Annotated in this window: 22 protein-coding genes and 1 tRNA gene; 13 read left to right on the top strand and 10 right to left on the bottom strand. The window is 63.5% G+C overall.

Annotated features, from left to right (window positions below):
- Window positions 1-68 precede the first annotated feature (68 nt).
- A complete protein-coding gene (gene clpB, locus ACEWPL_RS11215) occupies window positions 69-2687 on the bottom strand; it encodes an ATP-dependent chaperone ClpB (protein ID WP_393934215.1) in 2619 nt (872 codons plus the stop codon).
- A gap of 257 nt (window positions 2688-2944) precedes the next feature.
- Here clpB and ACEWPL_RS11210 point away from each other — a divergent pair, with 257 nt between their 5' ends.
- From ACEWPL_RS11210 to ACEWPL_RS11200, 3 genes are all read left to right on the top strand, one after another.
- Window positions 2945-3244: a hypothetical protein gene (locus tag ACEWPL_RS11210; RefSeq protein WP_393934216.1), complete on the top strand. Its 300-nt coding sequence runs from the start codon at window positions 2945-2947 to the stop codon at window positions 3242-3244.
- Window positions 3245-3320: 76 nt separating this feature from the next.
- Window positions 3321-4019 (top strand): orotidine-5'-phosphate decarboxylase, encoded by a 699-nt coding sequence (pyrF, locus tag ACEWPL_RS11205; protein WP_393934217.1) that lies wholly within the window; start codon window positions 3321-3323, stop codon window positions 4017-4019.
- A 104-nt stretch (window positions 4020-4123) separates the two neighbouring features.
- The gene (locus ACEWPL_RS11200) at window positions 4124-5380 is read left to right on the top strand and encodes a DNA polymerase IV (protein ID WP_393934218.1); all 1257 of its coding nucleotides are present in this window, start codon (window positions 4124-4126) and stop codon (window positions 5378-5380) included.
- 4 nt (window positions 5381-5384) lie between these two features.
- Here the strand turns inward: ACEWPL_RS11200 and ACEWPL_RS11195 are convergent, their stop codons facing one another.
- Window positions 5385-6248 carry an N-formylglutamate amidohydrolase gene (locus tag ACEWPL_RS11195; RefSeq protein ID WP_393934219.1) on the bottom strand — a complete coding sequence of 288 codons (864 nt, stop codon included), beginning with the start codon at window positions 6246-6248 and terminating at the stop codon, window positions 5385-5387.
- 154 nt (window positions 6249-6402) lie between these two features.
- On the opposite strand from ACEWPL_RS11195, the gene ACEWPL_RS11190 reads away from it, so the two are divergent.
- The 5 genes from ACEWPL_RS11190 (at window position 6403) to ACEWPL_RS11170 (ending at window position 10744) form a co-directional block, all read left to right on the top strand.
- Window positions 6403-6477, top strand: a tRNA-Val gene (locus ACEWPL_RS11190).
- A gap of 78 nt (window positions 6478-6555) precedes the next feature.
- Window positions 6556-6681 (top strand): type B 50S ribosomal protein L36, encoded by a 126-nt coding sequence (gene ykgO, locus ACEWPL_RS11185; RefSeq protein ID WP_005850168.1) that lies wholly within the window; start codon window positions 6556-6558, stop codon window positions 6679-6681.
- 262 nt (window positions 6682-6943) lie between these two features.
- A complete protein-coding gene (locus tag ACEWPL_RS11180) occupies window positions 6944-7546 on the top strand; it encodes a hypothetical protein (RefSeq protein WP_393934220.1) in 603 nt (200 codons plus the stop codon).
- Between the two features lie 30 nt (window positions 7547-7576).
- On the top strand, window positions 7577-9331 hold the full coding sequence (locus ACEWPL_RS11175) for a hypothetical protein (protein WP_393934221.1): 1755 nt from the start codon (window positions 7577-7579) through the stop codon (window positions 9329-9331).
- A 174-nt stretch (window positions 9332-9505) separates the two neighbouring features.
- A complete protein-coding gene (locus ACEWPL_RS11170) occupies window positions 9506-10744 on the top strand; it encodes an NAD(P)/FAD-dependent oxidoreductase (protein WP_393934222.1) in 1239 nt (412 codons plus the stop codon).
- Between the two features lie 19 nt (window positions 10745-10763).
- Here the strand turns inward: ACEWPL_RS11170 and ACEWPL_RS11165 are convergent, their stop codons facing one another.
- The 4 genes from ACEWPL_RS11165 to ACEWPL_RS11150 all read right to left on the bottom strand — a co-directional run bounded on the left by ACEWPL_RS11165 (window position 10764) and on the right by ACEWPL_RS11150 (window position 14743).
- Window positions 10764-11300 (bottom strand): NADPH-dependent FMN reductase, encoded by a 537-nt coding sequence (locus ACEWPL_RS11165; RefSeq protein WP_393934223.1) that lies wholly within the window; start codon window positions 11298-11300, stop codon window positions 10764-10766.
- Between the two features lie 198 nt (window positions 11301-11498).
- A complete protein-coding gene (locus ACEWPL_RS11160; protein ID WP_393934224.1) occupies window positions 11499-12404 on the bottom strand; it encodes a LysR family transcriptional regulator in 906 nt (301 codons plus the stop codon).
- A 158-nt stretch (window positions 12405-12562) separates the two neighbouring features.
- On the bottom strand, window positions 12563-14116 hold the full coding sequence (gene xseA, locus ACEWPL_RS11155) for an exodeoxyribonuclease VII large subunit (RefSeq protein ID WP_393934225.1): 1554 nt from the start codon (window positions 14114-14116) through the stop codon (window positions 12563-12565).
- Between the two features lie 66 nt (window positions 14117-14182).
- Complete coding sequence (locus ACEWPL_RS11150; RefSeq protein ID WP_393934226.1) at window positions 14183-14743, bottom strand: type 1 glutamine amidotransferase domain-containing protein; 561 nt, start codon at window positions 14741-14743, stop codon at window positions 14183-14185.
- A 138-nt stretch (window positions 14744-14881) separates the two neighbouring features.
- Between ACEWPL_RS11150 and purD the strand changes: the two genes are divergently transcribed.
- Window positions 14882-16144 (top strand): phosphoribosylamine--glycine ligase, encoded by a 1263-nt coding sequence (gene purD / locus ACEWPL_RS11145; protein WP_393934227.1) that lies wholly within the window; start codon window positions 14882-14884, stop codon window positions 16142-16144.
- Window positions 16074-17036, top strand: coding sequence for a bestrophin family protein (locus ACEWPL_RS11140; protein ID WP_420744341.1), 963 nt, complete (start codon window positions 16074-16076; stop codon window positions 17034-17036). Before purD ends, ACEWPL_RS11140 begins: the two co-directional genes overlap by 71 nt.
- Window positions 17037-17175: 139 nt before the next feature.
- Here the strand turns inward: ACEWPL_RS11140 and ACEWPL_RS11135 are convergent, their stop codons facing one another.
- Entirely contained in the window at window positions 17176-17499 is a 324-nt protein-coding gene (locus ACEWPL_RS11135; protein ID WP_393934229.1) for a 2Fe-2S iron-sulfur cluster-binding protein, read from the bottom strand.
- A gap of 126 nt (window positions 17500-17625) precedes the next feature.
- Here ACEWPL_RS11135 and ACEWPL_RS11130 point away from each other — a divergent pair, with 126 nt between their 5' ends.
- On the top strand, window positions 17626-18000 hold the full coding sequence (locus ACEWPL_RS11130; RefSeq protein ID WP_393934230.1) for an OB-fold nucleic acid binding domain-containing protein: 375 nt from the start codon (window positions 17626-17628) through the stop codon (window positions 17998-18000).
- Window positions 18001-18082: 82 nt separating this feature from the next.
- Complete coding sequence (locus ACEWPL_RS11125; RefSeq protein WP_393934231.1) at window positions 18083-18604, top strand: peptidoglycan-binding domain-containing protein; 522 nt, start codon at window positions 18083-18085, stop codon at window positions 18602-18604.
- Here the strand turns inward: ACEWPL_RS11125 and ACEWPL_RS11120 are convergent.
- Both ACEWPL_RS11120 and ACEWPL_RS11115 read right to left on the bottom strand, forming a co-directional pair.
- A complete protein-coding gene (locus tag ACEWPL_RS11120; protein WP_393934232.1) occupies window positions 18601-19002 on the bottom strand; it encodes a DUF2177 family protein in 402 nt (133 codons plus the stop codon). The genes ACEWPL_RS11125 and ACEWPL_RS11120 overlap by 4 nt on opposite strands.
- A 57-nt stretch (window positions 19003-19059) precedes the next feature.
- Window positions 19060-20157 (bottom strand): Mrp/NBP35 family ATP-binding protein, encoded by a 1098-nt coding sequence (locus tag ACEWPL_RS11115; protein ID WP_393934233.1) that lies wholly within the window; start codon window positions 20155-20157, stop codon window positions 19060-19062.
- 256 nt (window positions 20158-20413) lie between these two features.
- Here ACEWPL_RS11115 and ACEWPL_RS11110 point away from each other — a divergent pair, with 256 nt between their 5' ends.
- Complete coding sequence (locus tag ACEWPL_RS11110) at window positions 20414-20641, top strand: DUF1127 domain-containing protein (RefSeq protein ID WP_393934234.1); 228 nt, start codon at window positions 20414-20416, stop codon at window positions 20639-20641.
- Between the two features lie 246 nt (window positions 20642-20887).
- Here ACEWPL_RS11110 and trhO read toward each other — a convergent pair whose 3' ends face one another.
- On the bottom strand, window positions 20888-21808 hold the full coding sequence (trhO, locus tag ACEWPL_RS11105; protein ID WP_393934235.1) for an oxygen-dependent tRNA uridine(34) hydroxylase TrhO: 921 nt from the start codon (window positions 21806-21808) through the stop codon (window positions 20888-20890).
- Between the last annotated feature and the right edge of the window lie 73 nt (window positions 21809-21881).

The raw sequence follows: 21881 nt of genomic DNA, 5'->3' as shown, positions 1-21881 counted from the left end.
GGGACCATCCGCCAAGAAAAAGGCCCGCGCATGTATCCATGCGCGGGCCTTCTCAGTCATTTCGCCGCTCAGTGAACGACGGCATCCTCTGGCGGCTGCCGCTTGGTCGTCCCGACGCGGTCCCCGATGATGAGCCCCCCGTCGCCCGCCGTGACGGTCACGGTCGAGCCGTCCAGAACGTCACCGGCCAGCAGCATTTCGGCCAGCGGATCCTGGATCGCACGCTGCAGCACACGCTTGAGCGGGCGGGCACCGAAAACCGGGTCATACCCCTCATCGGCCAGCCACTTCTTGGCCGCCTCGTCCAGATCCAGCGTAATCTTGCGAGCTGCCAGACGTTTCTTCAGCCGATCAAGCTGCACGTCGACGATGCCGGTCATGTTGTCGCGGCTCAGCCGGTCAAAGATCACCGTCTCATCCAGCCGGTTCAGAAACTCGGGCCGGAAATGGGCCCGCACCGCCTCCATCACGCCGCGCTTGGCATCCGCCGCATCGGCACCTTCGGGCAACTGGCTCAGCGCCTGGCTCCCGAGGTTTGACGTCAGGACGATCAGCGTCTGCTTGAAGTCGACGCGGTGGCCCTGACCGTCGGTCAGAACGCCGTCATCCAGCACCTGCAGCAAGACGTTGAACACGTCCGGATGCGCCTTTTCAACCTCGTCGAACAGCACCACCTGATAGGGGCGCCGGCGCACGGCCTCGGTCAGAACGCCGCCCTCGTCATAACCGACATAGCCCGGAGGGGCACCGATCAGACGCGAGACGCTGTGTTTCTCCATGAACTCCGACATGTCGATGCGGACCATCGCGTTGTCGTCGTCAAAGAGGAACTCGGCCACGGCCTTGGTCAGCTCGGTCTTGCCCACGCCGGTTGGCCCGAGGAAGAGAAAACTGCCCAGCGGGCGGTTCTCGTCATTCAGGCCTGCACGCGCACGGCGCACGGCGTTGGCCACGGCCTTGACCGCCGTATCCTGCCCGATGACCCGCTTGTGCAAACCGGCCTCCATGCCCAGCAGCTTCTCACGCTCGCCTTCCAGCATCTTGGCGACGGGGATGCCCGTCCAGCGCTCGACGACCTGCGCGATCTGCTCGGGGCGCACGGCCTCTTCCACCATCACGCCGTCCTCTTCGGACTGCTCAGCCTCGGCCAGTTGCTTTTCCAGACCGGGGATGACGCCGTAGCTCAACTCACCGGCCTTGGCCAGATCGCCCGCGCGCTTGGCGTGGTCCAGATCGATCCGGGCACGGTCCAGCTTTTCCTTGATGTCGCGTGCGCCAGCCAGCTTGTCACGCTCGGCCTGCCACTTCGCGGTCATCTCGCTCGAGCGGTCCTGAAGATCTGCCAGCTCCTTTTCCAGCTTGACCAGTCGGTCCTTCGAGGCGTTGTCATCCTCTTTCTTCAGCGCCTCGGCCTCGATCTGCTTTTGCATGATCTCGCGGTCCAGCGCATCCAGCTCTTCGGGCTTGGAGTCCACTTCCATCCGCAGACGGCTGGCAGCCTCGTCCATCAGGTCGATCGCCTTGTCAGGCAGGAACCGGTCCGTGATGTAGCGATTGCTCAGCGTTGCCGCCGCCACCAGGGCGCTATCCGCGATCCGCACGCCATGGTGCAGCTCGTATTTCTCCTTGATGCCGCGCAGGATGCTGATCGTGTCCTCGACCGTCGGCTCGTTGATGACCAGCGGCTGGAACCGCCGAGCCAGCGCCGCGTCCTTTTCGACATGCTTGCGATACTCGTCGAGCGTGGTCGCACCGATGCAGTGCAGTTCGCCCCGCGCCAGCGCAGGCTTGATGAGGTTGGCCGCGTCCATCGCGCCATCACCCTTGCCCGCACCGACCAGCGTGTGCATCTCGTCGATGAATAGGATGATCTCGCCCGCTGCGTCCGTCACCTCGTTGAGGACGGATTTCAGACGCTCTTCGAACTCGCCGCGATACTTCGCACCAGCGATCAGCGCGCCCATATCGAGGCTCAGCAGACGCTTGTTCGCAAGGCTTTCGGGCACGTCGCCATTGACGATGCGCAGGGCAAGGCCCTCGGCAATCGCCGTTTTACCCACGCCCGGATCACCGATCAGAACCGGGTTGTTCTTGGTGCGGCGGCTCAGCACCTGCATCGCGCGGCGAATCTCGTCGTCGCGGCCGATGATCGGGTCGATCTTGCCCTCGGCGGCGGCGGCGGTCAGATCGCGCGTGTATTTCTCAAGCGCCTCATAGCTGTCCTCGGCGCTTGCCGTGTCCGCCGTCCGGCCCTTGCGGATATCATTGATCGCCTCGTTCAGCGTCTGGGCCGAGACGTTGCCCGCCTCAAGTGCTTCCTTGGCAGAGGATTTCGTCAACGCCAACGCCTGCAGCAAACGCTCGACGGGCACGAAACTGTCCTTGGCCTTGGTCGCCAGCTTCTCGGCCTCGGCCAGAACCTTGCCTGTCTGCTGGTCCATGTAGGTCTGGCCAGCATCGCCCTGTACGACGGGAATCTTGGCGACGGCGGCGTCATTGGCCTGGGCCACGCGCGCCGGATCGCCGCCCGAACGGCGGATCAGATTGGCGGCAAGGCCTTCTTCGTCGTCGAGAAGCGCTTTGAGCAGATGCTCGGGCGACAGACGCTGGTGGCTTTCGCGCATCGCGATGGTCTGCGCCGCTTGGATGAACCCGCGCGAACGCTCGGTGAACTTGTTCAAGTCCATGGTAGTCTCCTTTTTACAAGCGATATTCCGGTGGCGCACCCTGCGTAGAGGCATGTGCCGGTGGAACCCTTGAGTTGTATTTGGGCAACAGGCGAGACGGCTTCAAGGTCTGCCAACCCCCAAAATGCCGCTTGGGTAAACTTTTCGTGCCCTGTGATGAAACCGTAACAGCTACCGCCTAGTTATGCTTGAGAAGGGCAAGTTATCCACAGGCCCCTCACCAGCCATTGAGGTTGGCTAAACGAAGGAGCAGTCCAATGAAGATCGAGAAAATTCAGTTCGACAACGTGCGCTACAACCCCGAGATCGGTGCATTCGAAACGCTGGTGAAACTCCACGATCAAGGACAGACATTTTCCTACCCGGCCTTCGTTGCCGCCCCGTTGCACGCGGAATACGGGCTTATTGTGCGCGGCCTCGCGCAGGCGGCCCGCACGGCGCACAGGAGTGCTGCCGGCAAGACCCGCCTGCATCATGCCGCCCCGCTGAAGCAGGCCATTGCGGATGCCAGCCAGAAAAGCCTTCTGTCGCGCCTTCTGGGCAACGCTGCGGCCTGACGGGCGCATCGGCGCGGTTGACCTGAAGCCGGTGCGCCGTATGTAGGGCGCACCAGTTGAACCCGGAGCCGCGCCCATGACACAGACACCCGACAATCGCCTGATCGTCGCCCTTGACGTGCCTGACGCGCTTTCTGGCCTCAACCTTGCAGAGCAGATTGGCCCCCAAGTGGGGTTCTACAAGATCGGCCTCGGGATGCTGACCGGCGGCGGCCTCGCGCTTGCCAATGAGCTGAAGGCAGAGCATGGCAAACGTATTTTCCTCGACATGAAGCTCTTCGACATCGGCGCAACGGTCGAGGCAGCCGTGCGCGGCCTCGTGCAGTTCGATCTGGACCTGCTGACGGTGCATGGTGATCCGCATGTCGTGCGGGCCGCCGCCGAGGGCGCGTCGGGCAAGCCGACCCAGATCCTTGCCGTGACAATCCTGACATCGCTGGACCGCGCCGATCTGGATGCAGGTTTGATTCAGGCGGGGGATATCCCCGATCTGGTCACGACCCGCGCCGCACGCGCATTCGAGGCAGGCGCCGACGGTGTCATCGCCTCGCCGCAGGAGGCCGCGATGATCCGCGCCCTGCCCGAGGCGGCGGGTAAACTGATCGTGACACCGGGCGTGCGGCCAGCCGGCAGCGCGCTGGGCGATCAAAAGCGCGTGGCGACCCCGGCCCAGGCGCTGGAGGACGGCGCCGATCATATCGTCGTCGGGCGCCCCATCTGGGCCGCCGAAGACCCGGCGCAGGCCGCTGCCGACATTTTGGCGAGCCTGCCCTGAGGGAAATGGTCCGCCAAAAGGGGTTTCACGCCTTCGGCGAGGATATTTTTCGCAAGAAGAACGGGCGGGATTAGCGCCCGCCAGAGGACGTGCTAGACTGGGCCATGCCTGCATTTTGCCGCGATTGCCTGACCGAGAACGACCCCGCGCAACGCCGCTGCGAGGCCTGCGGGCGCCCGCGTGTCATCTCGCACCCCGAGCTTTACGATCTGGGCATCGCGCATATGGATTGCGACGCCTTTTATGCCAGCGTGGAAAAGCGCGACGATCCCTCGCTGGAAGGCAAGCCGGTGATCATAGGTGGCGGGCGGCGCGGCGTGGTGTCGACGGCCTGCTATGTGGCGCGCATTCGCGGCGTGCGCTCGGCCATGCCGATGTTTCAGGCGCTGAAGCTTTGCCCCGATGCAGTCGTCATCAAGCCGCGGATGGAGGTCTATGCTGCCGTATCGCGCCAGATCCGCGCGATGATGGAGGATATGACCCCCGCCATCGAACCCTTGTCGCTGGACGAGGCGTTCATGGATCTGCGCGGCACCGCGCGATTGCATGGCGCGCCGCCTGCCGTGATGCTGGCGCGGCTGGTGCAGCGGATGCGCGGCGAACTGGGCGTGACGGGATCGATCGGGCTCAGCCATAACAAGTTTCTGGCCAAGATCGCCTCGGATCTGGACAAGCCGCGGGGGTTTTCGGTGATCGGCGCGGCCGAGACCGGGGATTTCCTTAGGGAGAAACCCGTGCGCCTGATCTGGGGCGTGGGGCAAGCCGCGCAGGCGTCGCTGGAGGCGGCGGGCATCCGGACCTTTTCGGACCTTCTGCGCTGGGAGCGGACGGATCTGCACGCGCGTTTTGGCGCGATGGGCGACCGGCTTTGGCATCTCGCGCGCGGCGAGGATCATCGCCGGGTGGATGCGCGCGCACCGGTCAAGTCGATCTCGAACGAGACGACTTTCAACGAGGATACGGGCGACTTGGACATCCTCGACGGGCATATCTGGCGCCTGGCCGAGAAAGTGTCGGACCGCGCCAAGGCGCGGCAACTGGCCGGGCGCGTCGTCACGTTGAAGCTGAAGCGTGCCAACCATACCAGCCTGACCCGCCGCCAATCACTACGCGATGCCAGCCAGATGGCCGACACGATCTATCGCACCGCGCGCGTGCTGATGGATGGCGCGGCGGACGAGGCGCCCTTTCGCCTGATCGGGGTCGGACTGTCGGACCTCGTGGATGAAAGCGCGGCCGATCTCTCGGGCGACCTGCTGGATCCCGGCGCCTTGCGGCGCAGCGGGGCCGAGCGGGCGCGCGACCAGATCCGTGCGCGGTTCGGGGAGGCGGCCATCGTCAAGGGACGCGCACTGCGCTGACCCGCTATTCCGCAGCCAGCGGCATGCGCAGGGGGCGGCCGATCGCGGCCAGATCCGCGGTAATGCCGACCATCACCTTCCGAAACGCCTCGAAATCGCCGCTGGGCGTGACCGTGCGCTCATCCATGTAGAGCGCGCGGTCGATCTCGACCTGAACGGCATGGCGGCCGCGCGGCGGGCGGCCATAGGTCTGCGTGATGTAGGCCCCGGCAAAGGGCGTGTTGCGCGCGACCGTCAGTCCGGCGCGGCGGAACGCGGCCTCGATCCGCTCGGTGATCTCGCGGCTGGCGGAGGCGCCGAACCGGTCGCCAAGCACCACGTCGGGGCGGCGCGCGCCATTGCGCACGGTGCCGTCCAGCGCCTCATGGGGCATCGAATGGCAATCAATCAGGATGGCATTGCCAAAGGCGGCATGCGCCCGGTTCATCTCGGCCGTAAGGGCGGCATGGTAGGGCCGCCAATAGGTCTCGATCCGCTGGCGCGCCTCGGCCATGCTGATCTTGCCGTCATAGATCACGCGACCGCCCGCCACGACACGCGGGATGACGCCCAGCCCCGAGGCGATGCGCGGGTTGTGGCCATAGTGGCGCGCCCCATCGATCAGCGCCGGGTCCAGCTCGTCCGCGTTGCGGTTGAGATCAATGAAGGCGCGCGGTACCCCGGCCAGAAGCAGCGGCGCGCCATGATCGGGCGCGGAGGCAAAGAGGCGATCGACGAAAGCATCCTCCGAGCTGCGCATCGCCAGCGCGTCTGGGCGTACCCGGGCGAGGAAGGCAGGCGGATAGTCGCAAGAGCTGTGCGGCGACGCAAAGACGACGCTGGTTTCGCGCCGCTTCGGGGCGTGCAGGTGATAGGCAGCTTTGGACATTGCGGCTCCGAACGTGACAGGTCATGATAGACTGATAAATCAAGTGATCAAAAGCCCCTTGATCCTTGGTCCGACTCCTTTTATAGACCGGCGAACCGACGCGAGGATCGTGTTTCCGGAATATTTGGAGCATGGTGCAAGTATTGGTATTCATGGGCGATTAGCTCAGTGGTAGAGCACTTCGTTGACATCGAAGGGGTCACAAGTTCGAACCTTGTATCGCCCACCATGAATTCACTGGCTCCGATTTCGGATCCGCCCGCAACCTCAGGCGCTGGCCCGCGCCGCGACAGACAGGAGATGAACGATGAAAGTTCGCAACTCGCTCCGCTCGCTCAAGAACCGGCACCGGGATTGCCGCGTCGTGCGCCGCAAAGGCCGCGTTTACGTGATCAACAAGACCCAGCGCCGCTTCAAGGCCCGTCAGGGCTAAGCCGAGCAGCTTCCGCGCAAGCGGTTTAAAACAAAGCCCCGTCCCGGTCCTGCCTGGCTCATTCCGGGTTTTGGGACACAAAAGCAACGCCTACCGAGAAATATCTCGGTAGGCGTTTGATTTTTCGGAGTGTTTTTTGGTAGTGGATTGTTGCTCGTGAGGGAGTGTTTTCCCTCAGCAACACATCGAATAAAAATCGCCCGCGGATTTCCGGTTTCAGACAATCAGCCAATGTGGTGGGCGGCTCAGAAGGGCCAACCTGATGCAACGGAAGATCGGAAATCGAATGGTCGAGAGCATCCCGCAGCTATGGTTGGAAGCATTATACCCACCAATCCTGTCTGAAATCAACCTGAACACCTGTGGTGATCCGGATTGTGGAAATTTTGGGGTTGCCCCTGATTTTGAGATCCCTGTTTTCAAGGGGCCAAACGCACAAGAACGCAGGCAGTTGGCCGCAACAAGCATATCAGCACTTACCACAGGCCTTGGAAAATACACCCTTGACGGGGATGACAAGCACACACGGGTATCGGAAGCATTCGAATACCAAACGGATCCCCGTGCTTGGGATGATGGACGCGATTTAATTTGCCACCACCGGAAGAGAAACAGAAGCTGCGAGATTTCTTTCAATGTGCTGTCCAACCAGCATTTCAGCGATGAACTTGATCGCCTCCTCACCCAGAACGGCTCGCTGGCGGGGCCGACCTGTGGCCATTGCGGTATTCGCTATATCAACCGCCCAGATGAGTTCATCTTCAATGGAGCCCACGGAAAGCTGAAAGCCACGAGTAGGCGTGAGGAGAAACCATCCGGGTTTCGGATCATCCACAAGCCTTGCAAGGGCAAACCGGGTGCTTGAATATCTGTTTCCTTGGACCATCAGTCGCAGGTGGTGAAGCGCGACAATGTGCGACTCCTGAGGAACATTGTGAATGGCTCTGGAATACACGATATCCGCCGCCTGCTCACGGACCCGGACACTGGCAAGAAGATCGGCGTGAGTCGCCTTTACAGCCGCATATTCTGGCTCGAAAAAACGCTACTGGCATTCGAGAGAGCAAAGCTCAAAGAGTGGAAGAGTAGGCAGGAAAAATCTGGACGTTTTAGCCACATGCGGATTGCACACGACGATGTCGTGATTTCTGTGAATTGGGAATCTAAGATCGACCGCCGATTGACACAACTTTGGTTCTCTGTTTCTGCGGATATCCGCAGCGGGTATGTCTTTCGCATTGATGCAAACTTCGACCCTCGAGTCGATCCTGCGAAGTTCTTCGAGGAACACTATCTCGATGAGGATGGTGCGCCGAACAATATACGGAAGGAATACATCCGCAGCAGCGGGGAGCGCTTCACAGCTCCTCTGCTACATTTTCAACGCCCATCAGGGCGCTTCGATGAGCCGGCCCTTTTTGCCAGTGCCGAAGGGAGCTGGCGAGTGTTTTCCGAGCGATTGAATAAGGCCTACGAAGATGAGATCGCGCACGGGTTCCCGTTGCCCACGGAAGTCGAGGAAGGACTCACTCACGCGCGACAGAGGCGCGCAATAATAGATGAGATTCGCGAAGGCTACTTTGGCTTCAAGGACACCAACCGGGACTTCCGCGGCAGCTTCCAAGGGATGATGGTCAAGCCAACATATACGAAGGCGGCACACCTTGCCTGCCTGAAAGAGATGCTTCCCAAGGGAAAAATAACTCTGGTTGGCGAGCAGGAGGCAGCGATGGGTCGCGTCGTTCCGCACGTCTTTCGCGATCTTATCAATGATGATCAATTCGAGTGGATTGTCATCTCATTCGATAAAAAGGCTTCCAGTCCAGTCAATGCCGTTCGGATCGCGAATTTCAAAGAGGCCTTCGAAACATTCAAGATCGATGTGTTATCAATCTCAAAAGAGGATATCCCCAACTACAAACTCTTGGAGATGTTCTGCGCAGAATACATGGCGACGAAGTTTGGGACGGATCGGTTTGGCGGAAGATATCAATTCGCTACGATGAATTTTCAGTCGTCGCAATATCCACAAGTATGGATAAAATCTCCGGTTCAACATTATGGGGAAACCAATAAAGTCGTTGGCTTTCCTGTCCTCCGTAAGAAATATCGCGCCCAACTGAAAGGTCTGGCATTTGATCAGGATGTCCGAGATGGGGAACTTCGCGCGGCACTATCGCGCCGCATCCTTAAAGCCACGATTCAGCCTGTCTCGGCATTTATGGGTTCTCTCAGGGACCGAACAAGCCATACAGAACGCGCTGGTAGAAAAGGGTCGAGAAATGGACCCAGCTTCATCAACGGCGCAGTGTTCAACCCGGCGGTGCTGGTTGCAATCCTGAACATCTACCGGATCTACTACAACTGGTTCGAACTGCGGCAGTATGTCGGAGCGGCAGCGGCAGGCGATAGCACTGCCCCTGTTGCTAAGGGACTGTCCTCTGTTCGCATCCCTGGCAGCAATGATATGATCCAGGTGCCAAAGCGTAGGTCCAAGACACCGGTTCAGAGAACACCTGCGATGCGTCTTGGTGCTGATCTCGTTCCCAAGGATTCGAAGCAACCCAAATCACCAGATCCGCGGCGCGTGCTGTATCGGCCTTGGCTCTTCCACGGCACACCGCTCTGGCGCCGGTTCGAAGCGCGCTGAACAGAGGTGTTTTCGTCAAGAGGCCCCGGCAGATTATTCTGCCGGGGCTTCTCTATGTCCCAAAACCCGGAATGAGCCAGGTCCTGCCGAGGCGGGGTTTTTCTTTGGTGCCGTCTCTCTTGCCGCGGCGCCGTAAACTGGCTTAGCTGGCGGCGAGCAAACCGGGAGCCTGCCATGCGCGCGCAAAAGATCATCGTCATCGGGGCAGGTATCTGCGGGCTGTCCTCGGCCATCTGGCTGCGTCGCGCAGGCCATGACGTGACCCTTATTGACAAAGACGGGCCGGGCGCCGGGGCGTCCTACGGCAATGCGGGCCTTCTGGCGGAATGGGCCGTCGTGCCGATCAGCGGGCCGGGCATTGCCTGGACCGGGCTGAAATACCTGACATCCCGCGATGCGCCCCTGTCGATCCAGTGGGGGCAGTTACCGCGCCTTGCGCCGTGGCTGCGGCAATTCCTGCGCAATTCGTCGGATGCCAAGACGCGCGAGATATCGGCCGCGCTGTCGCACCTTCTGCACGATTCGGTCGATCAGCACCGCGCCTTGGCGCGCGGCACGCGGGCCGAGCGCTGGATCGCGTCCAGTGATTTCGGCTGGGCCTATGCCAACCGCGCCGCTTTTGAGGCAGATGCCTATGGGTGGGGGTTGCGCCGCGCCGCCGGATACGCGCCCGAGGTGATAGAGGGCCCCGCCGTGCGCGAGGTCGAGCCGATGCTGGGCGCCGCGACCCAGTGCCTTGTGCGGCTGCGCGGGCATGGTCATGTCACCAATCCGGGCGCCTATATGACCGATCTGGCCCAAGTGCTGCAGGATGAGGGCGGCACCTATCGCCGGGCCGAGATGCGCGATGTGACGATGTTAGATGGCCAGATCACCGAGGTGATCACCGATCAGGGGCCCCTTCCCTGCGATGCCGCCGTGCTGGCCGCCGGCATCTGGTCCGAGCCGCTGGCGCGCAAGCTGGGGGTGAAGGTGCCCTTGGTCGCAGAGCGGGGCTTTCACCTGGAGTTCAAGAGCCCTTCGCAGATGCCGCGTATGCCCTTGATGATGACCAGCGGCAAGTTCGCCGTGAACCCGATGGCGCAGGGATTGCGCTGCGCCGGCATGGTTGAGTTGGGCGGCACCTCGCCCAAGATCTCGCGCGGGCCGATCGAGCTCTTGCGCCGCAACGTGGCAAAGGTCTTTCCCGATCTGGAATATGAGGAGGTCGAGGAATGGATGGGGTACCGCCCCTCGACCCCCGACAGCCTGCCGATGATCGGCCAGATGGGCGCCAGCGGCGTCTATGCGGCCTTCGGGCACCAACATATAGGCCTGACGGGCGGGCCCAAGACAGGCCGCTGGGTGGCGGATATGATCGGAGGCCGCGGAAATGCCGAACTGGAGGCGTTCGGCGCGAACAGGTTCAGTTAGGCGCGGCGAACCCGCCGCTCTAACCCAGCATTTCGCGCAGGCGTGCCATGCGGTCGGCGACTTGGCCTTTCAGGAAGTCGTTGTTCAGCGCGCCATCCTCGCCAAACTCGTTTTGCGCGGCAGCGACCAGGATCAACGGCCCGTGCACGACATTGACCTGAAGCTGCGTCAGGATCTGGTGGGTCATGAAATGCCCGGTCTCGCCCCCGGTGCGCCCGCCGGCGGCCGACATGATGACGGCGGTCTTGTCCTTCAGCACCGAGGGCTTGGCCCGGCTGAGCCAGTCGATCGCGTTCTTGAGCACGCCAGAAATCCCCTTGTTATACTCGGGCGCGCCGATAATCAGCGCATCGGCGCGGCGCACCTGATCCATCAGCGTCTGGACCGGGGCCGGGATGCCGGCATCCTCGACATCGCCATCGTAGAGCGGCAGGTTCAGATCCGCTTCGATCACCTCGGCGTCGCCGAAGGCACGCACAGCCTCGGCGATCAGCATCCGGTTATAGGACGCCTTGCGAAGCGAGCCGGACATCGTCAACAAAACAGGCTTGGTCATGGAAAATCCTTTCAGGTCTTTGCCCGGATGTTATGTGCGCCGGTGCGTGCGCAAGGCAAGCGGCGCTGGCGCACAGTGGCTGTGCGGCCCGGCAGGACAAGAAAAAAAACCCGGGTCGCGCTGGAGCGCCCGGGGTCAGGTGGCCGTTTTCGGCGTGCAGAAAATCAGGCGGTCAGAAAGTCGCGGGCGCGGAGGCGCCTACCACTCGGTCGGGCCCTTGTCGGCGAAGGCATGGACCAGAAAGTCGATGAAAGCGCGCACCTTGGGCTGGGTGAACCGGCCCGGCGGGTAGACGGCATAGATGCCCTGGGTTTCGACCGGCAGATCGGGAATCACATCCTCGACCAGGCCTTGCTCCATCGCCTTGGCGTAGAGAAAGCTGGGCAGATAGGCGATGCCAAGACCGGAAATCGCCGCATTCAGCAGCGATTGCCCGTCATTCACCGACAGGCCGCCAGCGGTGCGCACCTGGCGCTTTTCGCCAGAGGGCGCGGTCAGCTTCCACACCGATCCGCCCGCCTGGCTGGAATAATGCAGGAGCTTATGCTCGTTCAGGTCGTCGATCTTGGTGGGGCGTCCGTATTTGGCGATATATCCGGGCGAGGCGATCATGCGCTTGGTCGTGTCGGTCAGCTTGCGCGCGCGCAGGGTGCTGTCCTCCAGCTCGCCGATGCGGATGGCCATGTCGAAGCCTTCGCTGATCAACTCCACATAGCGATTGTTCAGCACCATGTTGACGGTGATGTCGGGAAACTCGTCCAGGAACGTGCCGAGAACCGGGCTGAGGTGGTTCACGCCGAAATCGGTCGCGACGCTGATTCGCAAAAGGCCCGAAGGATCGCTCTGCATCGAGCTGACCAGCGCATCCGCCTCGCCCGCATCGTTCAGCACGCGCAGGGCGCGGTCATAATAGGCAAGGCCGATTTCGGTCGGGCTGACCCGGCGCGTGGTGCGGTTGAGCAGGCGCGCGCCAAGCCGCGCCTCCAGCGACGAGACATGCTTGGAGACCGCGGATTTCGAAATGCCCATCTTGCGCGCCGCATCGGTAAAGCCGCCCTGATCCACCACGGTGGCGAAGGCTTCCATTTCGGTCAGGCGATCCATGCACGCATCCTTCCGTCAATTCTTCGACGGTCGGTATGCGGGGCAATCTGGGCGCAATCGCGGCGCGCAACGGACAATATCGCGGTTTTGTCGCGCATCGTCTGTGGCAGGGAAACGCGGAAACGACCGTTTCCGCGACCCGGATGGTCCGGGATCGCTTAGAAAAGGCTGCCCTGGTCCGGTGCATCCGTCTTGGCGGGTCTTTTTTTGGCCACGCTTGTCGCTCCGCCAAGGCTGAGGCGGCCATCGGCGAATTCGATCTCCAGCGCGCCTGCCGCCTTGGCTGCCTTGCGCGTCGTGACCAGTTCGCCATCGCCGCGCACCACCGCATAGCCGCGCTGCAGCGTCGCCTTGTATCCCAGCGTCTCGCGCAGGCGGTCGAGGGCGGTAATGCGCTGGGTCCAGCCGGCAACCTGCCGCTGCCCGGCAGCAGACAGACGCTGCGCGATACGGTCGATCTGATCCCGCCGCGCCACCACGCCCTCGCCCGGTGCGCGGGTGGCAAAGCGCGCAGCCAGCGCATCAAGGCGGCGGCGATCGTCCCGGGTGCGGCGCTGCAGCGCGCCGCCCATCCGCTCGGACGCCGCGGTCAGGCGGCGGGTGTCGCCCTCGATCATCCGGCGCAGCACACCGGGGCGCAGGGCGCCGCCCGCCTCGGACAAGGCCACGCGGCGCAGCTGCACGCCGCGGATCAGCGCGGCAGGCAGCCGATCGCCCCAGACGTCGATCCGCTGGCGCGGACCGTCCAGCAGAACCTCGGGCCGGGGCAGCGCGCGGGCCAGATCGCGCAGGCGCTGGCCGCGCTGCGCCACACCGCCGCTGAGCGCATGGATCAGCCGTCCCTCCTGCCCGTCGAGCCATGCGAGCAGCTCCAGCCGGACCGGCACGGCCAGTTCGGCGGCGGCAGTGGGTGTCGGAGCGCGCTTGTCGGAGGCGTAGTCGATCAGGGTTGTATCAGTCTCGTGCCCGACGGCGGAAATCAGGGGGATGTCACTGGCCGCCGCGGCGCGCACGACTGTTTCTTCGTTGAAGCCCCAGAGGTCCTCGATGCTTCCGCCACCCCGCGCCACGATGATCAGATCGGGACGCGGCATCGCGCCGCCGGGGGTCATGGCGTTGAAGCCTTGGATCGCGCGCACGACTTCAGGCGCACAGCGCTCGCCCTGCACGGCGACGGGCCAGATCATAACCTTGCGCGGAAACCGGTCGCGCAAACGGTGAAGGATATCGCGGATGACCGCGCCCGAGGGCGAGGTGACGACGCCAATGATTTCGGGAAGGTAGGGCAGACGCTTCTTGCGGCCCTCATCAAAAAGACCCTCGGCGGCCAAGGCCGCCTTGCGCCGCTCCAGCATCGCCATCAGCGCGCCCGCGCCTGCGGGTTTGATATCCTCAATGACGATCTGGTAGCGAGACTGGCTAGGGAATGTGGTCAGACGGCCGGTTGCGACCACTTCCATCCCTTCTTCAGGCTGGACGGGCAGGCGTCCCGCCACACCCTTCCAGATGATGCCGTTGATCACGGCGCGGTCATCCTTGAGGTCCAAGTAGATGTGCCCTGACTTTGGCCGGGACACGCGCCCGATCTCGCCCTTGACGCGCACAAAGGAAAACTCGCCCTCGATCAGCCGCTTGATCGCGCCCGAAAGGTCCGAGACCGAGAATTCTGGCGCATTCGCGCCGGGATCGGGATCATCGATGAGGTCTGACATGCCCCATCAATGCCCTATCCCGGCGCGCTTGAAAAGACGCGCGGCAGATGCGCCGCGAGACTTGCTTTATGCCGCGCGGTCGCGGTGCTTACCTTCGGCGACTTCCTCGATCAGCTTGGCGTTGAAGGCGGGCAGATCGTCGGGATTGCGACTGGTCACCAGCGCCTGATCGACAACGACTTCGCTGTCTTCCCACTTGCCGCCCGCATTTTCGACATCCTTGCGGATGGACGGGTAGGAGGTGAGGCGGCGTCCATCGACGATTTCGGCCTCAATCAGTAGCCATGGTGCGTGGCAGATCGCGCCGATGGGCTTCTTGGCATCCCAGAAGGCGCGCACAAAGGATACGGCATCGGGATTGGCGCGCAGGATATCCGGGTTGATCTGCCCTCCAGGCAGCATAAGCGCGTCGTAATCGGCCGATTTGACGGCATCCAGCGTGTGATCCACCTTGACCTTGTTGCCCCAATCATCGCCGTCCCAGCCCCGGATCTCGCCGCCCTCGGGGGCGATGACATGCACAGTGGCGCCGGCTTCTTTCAGCGCTTTCAGAGGGGATTCCAGTTCGGATTGCTCAAAGCCATTGGTGGCAAGAATTGCGACTTTGCGGTCAGAAATATCAGCCATTGCATTTCCTTTCCTCGTTGCGAGTGTTCTGCTCCGTCAACGCGGCATCCCGCGGCTGCGTTCCATCCCTCCCCTGCTTGCCTGCGCGCCGCCATGCCCCTATGGAATGCGCAGACGCGCAGACATTGGGAGAGCGGCATGAACATCTTGATCCTCGGCAGCGGCGGGCGCGAGCACAGCCTGGCTTGGGCTGTTCTGCAGAACCCCAAATGCGACCGGCTGATCGTGGCGCCGGGCAATGCAGGCATTGCCGCGATCGCGGAATGCGCCAGCCTTGATATCATGGATGCTGGCGCCGTCGTCACCTTTGCCGAGGAAGAGGCCATAGATTTCGTCATCATCGGCCCCGAGGCGCCTCTGGCCGCCGGAGTGGCCGACCGTCTGCGCGAGGCGGGTGTGCTGACCTTTGGCCCCTCTGCCGCCGCCGCGCAGCTGGAAGCATCGAAAAGTTTCACCAAGGAAATCTGCGACACCGCGAACGCGCCTACCGCCGCCTATGGCCATTTCACCGATGCCGCCGCCGCGCGTGATTATGCCAGCGCCCAGGGCGCGCCCATCGTGATCAAGGCCGACGGCCTCGCCGCTGGCAAGGGCGTCATCATCGCCGAGTCGGTGGCCGAGGCGCATGACGCCATCGACGACATGTTCGGCGGAGCGTTTGGCGGCGCGGGAGCCGAGGTTGTGATTGAGGAGTTCATGACCGGCGAGGAGGCATCGCTGTTCGTTCTCTGCGACGGCACCAACATCCTCTCCATCGGCTCGGCCCAGGACCACAAGCGCGTGGGTGAGGGCGATACCGGCCCCAACACGGGCGGCATGGGCGCTTATTCCCCCGCCCCCGTGCTGACGCCCGAGATCGAGGCCATCGCGATGGACCGCATCGTGCGACCCTGCATTGCGGAGATGGCCAAGCGCGGAACGCCCTTCCAAGGCGTGCTCTATGCGGGTCTGATGATCGAGAACGGGCAGCCCCGCCTTGTCGAATACAACGCGCGCTTTGGCGATCCCGAATGCCAGGTGCTGATGATGCGCCTTGGCGCCCAGGCCTTTGATCTGATGCATGCCGCCGCCGAGGGGCGGCTGGATGCTGCGCAGGTCAACTGGGCCGACGATCACGCGCTGACGGTGGTGATGGCGGCCAAGGGCTATCCCGGCGACTACGCCAAGGGCAGCGTCATCGGCGGGCTGGGGAACTGCCCTGCCGACAGCTTCAACATGGTGTTCCACGCGGGCACCGGCGCCAAGGATGGCCAGATCACCGCATCGGGCGGGCGCGTTCTGAACGTGACCGCTCGCGGCGCCACCCTGCGCGAGGCCGCGGACCGCGCCTATGCGATGGTCGACCGCATCGACTGGCCCGAAGGCTTCTGCCGCCGCGACATCGGCTGGCGCGCATTGTGACGCGCCGCGCGTGATCATCCGCGACAAACCCGGGGCGCTGCAGCTGCTCTTTTCCGTACGCGGCTCGGTGCTGCCGCGGATTTTGCCGCGTATCATCGCGGTCACGGTGTTTGCCGGACTACTGATCTGGGTCGATTTCGCGTATAACCTGCTGCCCCACACCGATACGGCGCCCTTCGCGGTCTTCGGCATCGCGCTGTCGCTCTTCCTCGGCTTTCGCAACAATGCGGCGCATGATCGCTGGTGGGAGGGGCGCAGGCTCTGGGGCCAGTTGATCGCCGATACCCGCAGCCTCGGGCGGGAGGTCGAGATCTTTCTGCCCGACGCGGCGGATCGTCGCAATATCCTGCGCCTCGTCATCGCCTTCATCCATGCGCACCGGATGAACCTGCGCCAACTGCCCGCCGAAACCGCCCCGCGTGAATGGCTGGCCCCCGAGGATCTGGACCAGCCCCATCCACCCTGCGCGCTTATGAACCAGGCGGCAGAGGCCGTGGCGCGCGCCGCGCCCGATGGCTTTGCCCGCCGCGCCTTGTCCGAGCGTCTGGCCTCCATCGCCCTCGCCCAGGCGGGATGCGAGCGGATCGCGACGACGCCGCTGCCTTACGTCTATTCGCTGCTGATCTTTCGCACGACCTACCTTTATTGCGGGCTGCTTCCCTTCGGGCTGGTCGAGTCTGCGGGATGGATGTCGCTCCTGTTCGTCGCGATCATCGCCTATATCTTCTTCGGTCTTGCCGAAGTGACCGAAGAGCTGGCGCATCCCTTTGGCGAGACCGTGAACGGCCTGCCCCTCGATGCCATGTGCCGCACGATCGAGATCAGCCTCGCGCCGCATCTGGACATGCCCGCCCCCGCGCCCAAACAGGCCGAGCGGTTCTACCTCAGCTAAGGCGCGGCACGCAGAACCGCTTTGCTGAAGCGCCCGATGCGGCCCTCTTTCCGGCCAGCCACAGGCACAGCATCAGCAGCGCGCGGCGGGCGGGCCGCCCGCAAGGGGCGCAAGGCTGAACGCCGCGCCCCGCCGGCCATCAGATCTGCTTTTCGGGCATTTGCACCACGAGACCATCCAGATCATCGGTCACCTTGATCTGGCAGGTCAGGCGCGAGCGGACAGGATCGGGCTCGTAAGCGAAATCCAGCATGTCCTCTTCCATGTCGTCCTTGGCGGGCAGCTTCTCGACCCATGCGGCATCGACATAGACATGGCAGGTCGAGCAGGCGCAGGCGCCGCCGCAATCGGCCTCGATGCCGGGGATATTGTTGTCGCGCGCGCCTTCCATGACGGTGAGGCCCGTAGGCACATCGACCACGTGCTTGGTCCCGTTATGCTCGACATAGGTGATCTTGGCCATGCTCGCGAACTCCCTCTGATGGCGGTTGGCGGATACCTAGCGGTCACACCCTGCACAGGCCAGAGGATTCGCGCCGAATATACGGAAAGAGTTGCACGGCAGGCCGTTTGTTCTATTTTTGTTCGCATGCAGAATCACGCCGCCCGCCCGCATCCCTCTCATGATTGGCCGCGCCCACCCTCGGCGTTGGTTGCCGCCCGGCTGGGCCAGCCGCCGGCCGGCGCGCGGGTAACGGTGGCCGGGCTTGTCATCCTGCGTCAGCGGCCCGGCACCGCCAAGGGCGTCATCTTCCTGACGCTCGAAGATGAGACGGGCGTGGTCAACGTGATCGTCTGGCGCAAGATGTATGAGGCCTTCAGGCGCGCCGTGATTGCCGGGCGCCTTCTGCGCGTCACCGGCCGGGTGCAGCGCGCTCACGGCGTCGCGCATGTACTGGCTGAAAAGATCGAGGATATCTCGGACATGCTGGACAGCCTGCTGGCCCCGGACGCGCAAGACTGAGGCCGCGTCGTCTTTCCTGCGGCTGCGAAACGGTCTAACCTGCCCTCAATACGGCAACAGACCGCCAACCGAGGCATGCGCATTGACCTTTCGTTCCCTAACCTTGCTGGCCTTGCTGGCCTTGCTGGCGCTGGCAGCTTGCGACGCGCCGGGTGGGGGCGAACCCGACCTCGTCCAGACCCTGGCCGAGGCGCCCCCCGGCGCCGCGCCGGGCACCTGCTGGGGCAAACTGGTGACGCCTGCGGTGATCGAGACGGTGACGGAGCAGGTCCTTGTACAGCCGCCCCAGACGTCGCCCGATGGCACGGTATCCAGACCCGGCATCTACAAGACGGATACGCGGCAGGAGATCGTGACCGAGCGGCAGGTAACGTGGTTTGAGACGCCCTGCCCCGCAGACCTCACACCCAATTTTGTCGCCTCGCTGCAGCGCGCGCTCAGGGCGCGCACGCTCTACACCGGCGCGATCAACGGCGCGATGGATGCCCGCACCCGCGCCGCCGTGCGCAAATTCCAAAAGCCCGAGGGGCTGGATAGCGGCATCCTGTCGCTTGCCTCGGCGCGCAAGCTGGGCCTCGTCGCGGTGGAACGTCCGGGCGCCTAGCCCAACGCGCGCGCCACGGCAACACCGGCAGTTGCCGATGTGGCGGTCAGGAACGTGCCCCATGTGAAATCGGTGGCGACCATGCGCCATGTCCAATCCTTGAGCGTGGCAAGGTTGGTGAACTCGTAGGTGCCATAGGCCATCGCCCCGATCAGTGCGCCTGTGCCAAAGACCCAGAGCAGCGATTTCTCGGCCTCCATTGCGGGCCAACTGACGAACCACATAAGAACGCCCACGTAGAAGGCGTAAAACACCACAGCCGGGCCCAATCGCGGGCTATCCAGCAAGAGGGGCGCGATATCCTTCTCAAAGGTCGGCTTGATCAGATAGCTGAGGGCAAAATAATCTAAAACCAGAAACACGGCAAACGTGGCGACATAGAGGATGAGGACGGTCATGAAATGCTCCGTTTGAATACAAGCCTCAACGCTGCCGGCGCCTGATTGGTTCAGGCCCTAGATGATGCCGCCCTCGATCAGCCGCTGTGCCAGCGCCGCATAGGCCGCCGCCGCCGGGCTGTCCCCGGCCGCGATGGGCGTGCCTGCATCCCCCGCAAGGCGCGTATCAAGGTCGATGGGCAGCGATCCCAGGAAGGGCAGGCCCAGCTTCTCGGCCTCGGCCTTGACCCCACCATGGCCAAAGATCTGCGCCTCATGGCCGCATTCGGGGCAGACATAGGTGCTCATGTTCTCGATCATGCCCAGGATCGGCGTCTTGAGCGTGCTGAACATGTCCATCGCTTTGCGCGCATCCAGAAGGGCCACGTCCTGCGGGGTGGACACGATGATCGCGCCGGACGGCTCGGCCTTCTGGCAGAGGGTCAGCTGCACATCTCCGGTGCCAGGGGGCAGATCGACGATCAGCACGTCGAGCTCGCCCCAGTTCACCTGACTGATCATCTGTTGCAGTGCGCCCATCAGCATCGGGCCGCGCCAGACAACCGCCTTGGCCGGATCCAGCATCAGGCCGATGGACATCAGCGTCACACCATGGGCGTGCAAGGGCTCGATCGTCTTGCCGTCGGGGCTGGCGGGGCGCCTGGAAACGCCCATCATGCGCGGCTGGCTGGGGCCGTAGATATCAGCATCCAGCAGGCCCACTTTCTTGCCCGCCCGCGCCAGCGCGACAGCGAGGTTGGAAGAGACCGTCGATTTGCCGACGCCCCCCTTGCCCGAGCCGACCGCGATGATCGACTTGACGCTCGCCGGCTTCATCGAGCCTTGCTGCGGTTTGGGATGCCCGCCGATCTTGAGGCTGGGCGGCTCCTGGCCCTGCTGCGGCGGTTGGGGCGGCGCCTTGGCCGCGGGACCATGCGCCGTCAGCGCGACCGAGACATGGCTGACGCCGGGCATGTCGGCGATCACGCGTTCGGCGGCGGCGCGGACATTCTCGCTCTGGCGGGCAATTTCGGGGCTGGGCGCCTCGAGGACAAAGCGAACCTCGCCGCCCTCCACGCTGAGCGCGCGCACCCAGTCACGGGACATCAGCGTGCCGCCATCCGGCAGCTGGATCCGGTCCAGTTGGGCTTCGATTTCGCTGCGTGTCACGGCCATGACGTCCCTCCTCGAATGTGATGGTCCATAGGTGGCAATTTTCGCCGCCGGGGCAAGGGCGATCGGAAAGACGGCAGAAAATCGTGACGATTCAATGACGCTAGGTCACTTTCACCTATGCAAATGCCGCATAGCAGCATTGTCTTAAGGCGGTATTGTGCACCTGCAGCAACGGCGTATGTAAGGGCAACAGACGCACACAGGCTGCCACGCCGATCCGGGCCGCCGCAGCAACGCAAAGACGAAGGAACATCACATGAGCTACGCATCGCACGCACATGCAGGCCGCGCAACCGCCGGACATTCGCTGTCCGCCGCATTCAGCGACATGAAGAACAAGGTGGCACGCCGCCGCTCGTACCGCCAGACGGTCAACGCACTGTCGGGCCTGACCGATCATGAGCTGGCCGACTTGGGCCTGAGCCGCTCGACCATCCCCAGCCACGCTTGGCAGGCGGTCTACGGCACGCGCCACCAGGGCTAAGATTTTCGCCCCGCGCGGCGCGCGGGCGACACCGGATCCGGATGCCTCACTCCTCCTCCCGAAGGTATCCGGTCATGGCGGCGGCCCCTCTCCTCCTCCCTGGGGGCCGCCGCGAATTCACCGCAAAGCGGTAGCAAGACTTGAGTGTGAACCGGCGCGCCCCGATCAGGGCGTCGCCGGTTTTTGCTATCCGGGGAACGAGTATTTCTGAAACGGTGAACGGCAGGCGCGCGCGCCAGTGCCGCCTCAGCCCTCTTGGCCGGGGATATTCAGCATGTGGCGCTCGCCGCGCGCCTCGGCGAGGGCGATCTGCTTTTGCCGCTCGCGAAAGCGGGCCTTGTCCGCCTTGGTCGTCTCAGCGGCGCACTGATGGCAGGCGACGCCCTGCTCGTATTCGGGGCGTTTCATGTCCTCGGGCAGGATCGGGCGGCGGCAGGCGTGGCAGAGCAAGTGCGGCCCCACGGCAAGGCCGTGGCCGACCGAGACGCGCCCGTCAAAGACAAAGCAGTCTCCCTGCCAGGTGCTTTGATCCTGTGGCACCTCTTCGAGATATTTCAGGACGCCGCCCTTCAGGTGATAGACATCCTCGACCCCTTGACCCAGCAGGTAGTTCGTCGATTTCTCGCAGCGGATGCCGCCGGTGCAGAACATCGCGATCCGCTTGTTGTGAAAACGGTGCCTGTTCGCCTCCCACCACGCGGGAAAGTCGCGAAAGCTGGCGGTTTCGGGATCGACGGCGCCCTGAAAGGTGCCGATAGCGACTTCGTAATCGTTGCGCGTGTCGATCACCGCGACGTCGGGTTGCGCGATCAACTGATTCCAGTCCTCGGGCGCGACGTAATGTCCGGCGCGGGCGCGCGGATCGACGCCGGGCTGGCCCATCGTGACGATCTCGCGCTTGATGCGCACCTTGAGCCTGCCGAAGGGCTGCGCCGCGCTGGTGCTTTCCTTGTGCTCGAGCGTCTCGCACCCGGGCCAGGCGCGCAGATGAGCCAGAACGGCATCGATACCGGCGCGCGGCCCGGCGATGGTGCCGTTGACACCCTCCTCGGCCAGGATGAGCGAGCCGGTGATGCCATTCGCGCGGCAAAGCTCAAGCAGCGGTCCCTGCAAGGTCGCAGGATCGGCGAGGCGGCAGAAGTGATAGAGTGCAGCGATGGTATACATGCGGGTCGGTTTAGGCCCAAGCGGGGCGGGCGGCAAGAGGCGCGATGTTGACGCAGGCCTTGCCTGCACCTAC

Source organism: Roseovarius roseus, from assembly GCF_043355935.2.
In the GTDB taxonomy this organism is placed as follows: Bacteria; Pseudomonadota; Alphaproteobacteria; order Rhodobacterales; family Rhodobacteraceae; genus Roseovarius; species Roseovarius roseus.
Note: the sequence above shows the minus strand (reverse complement) of the source record. Positions and strands in the feature narration are given on the sequence as shown.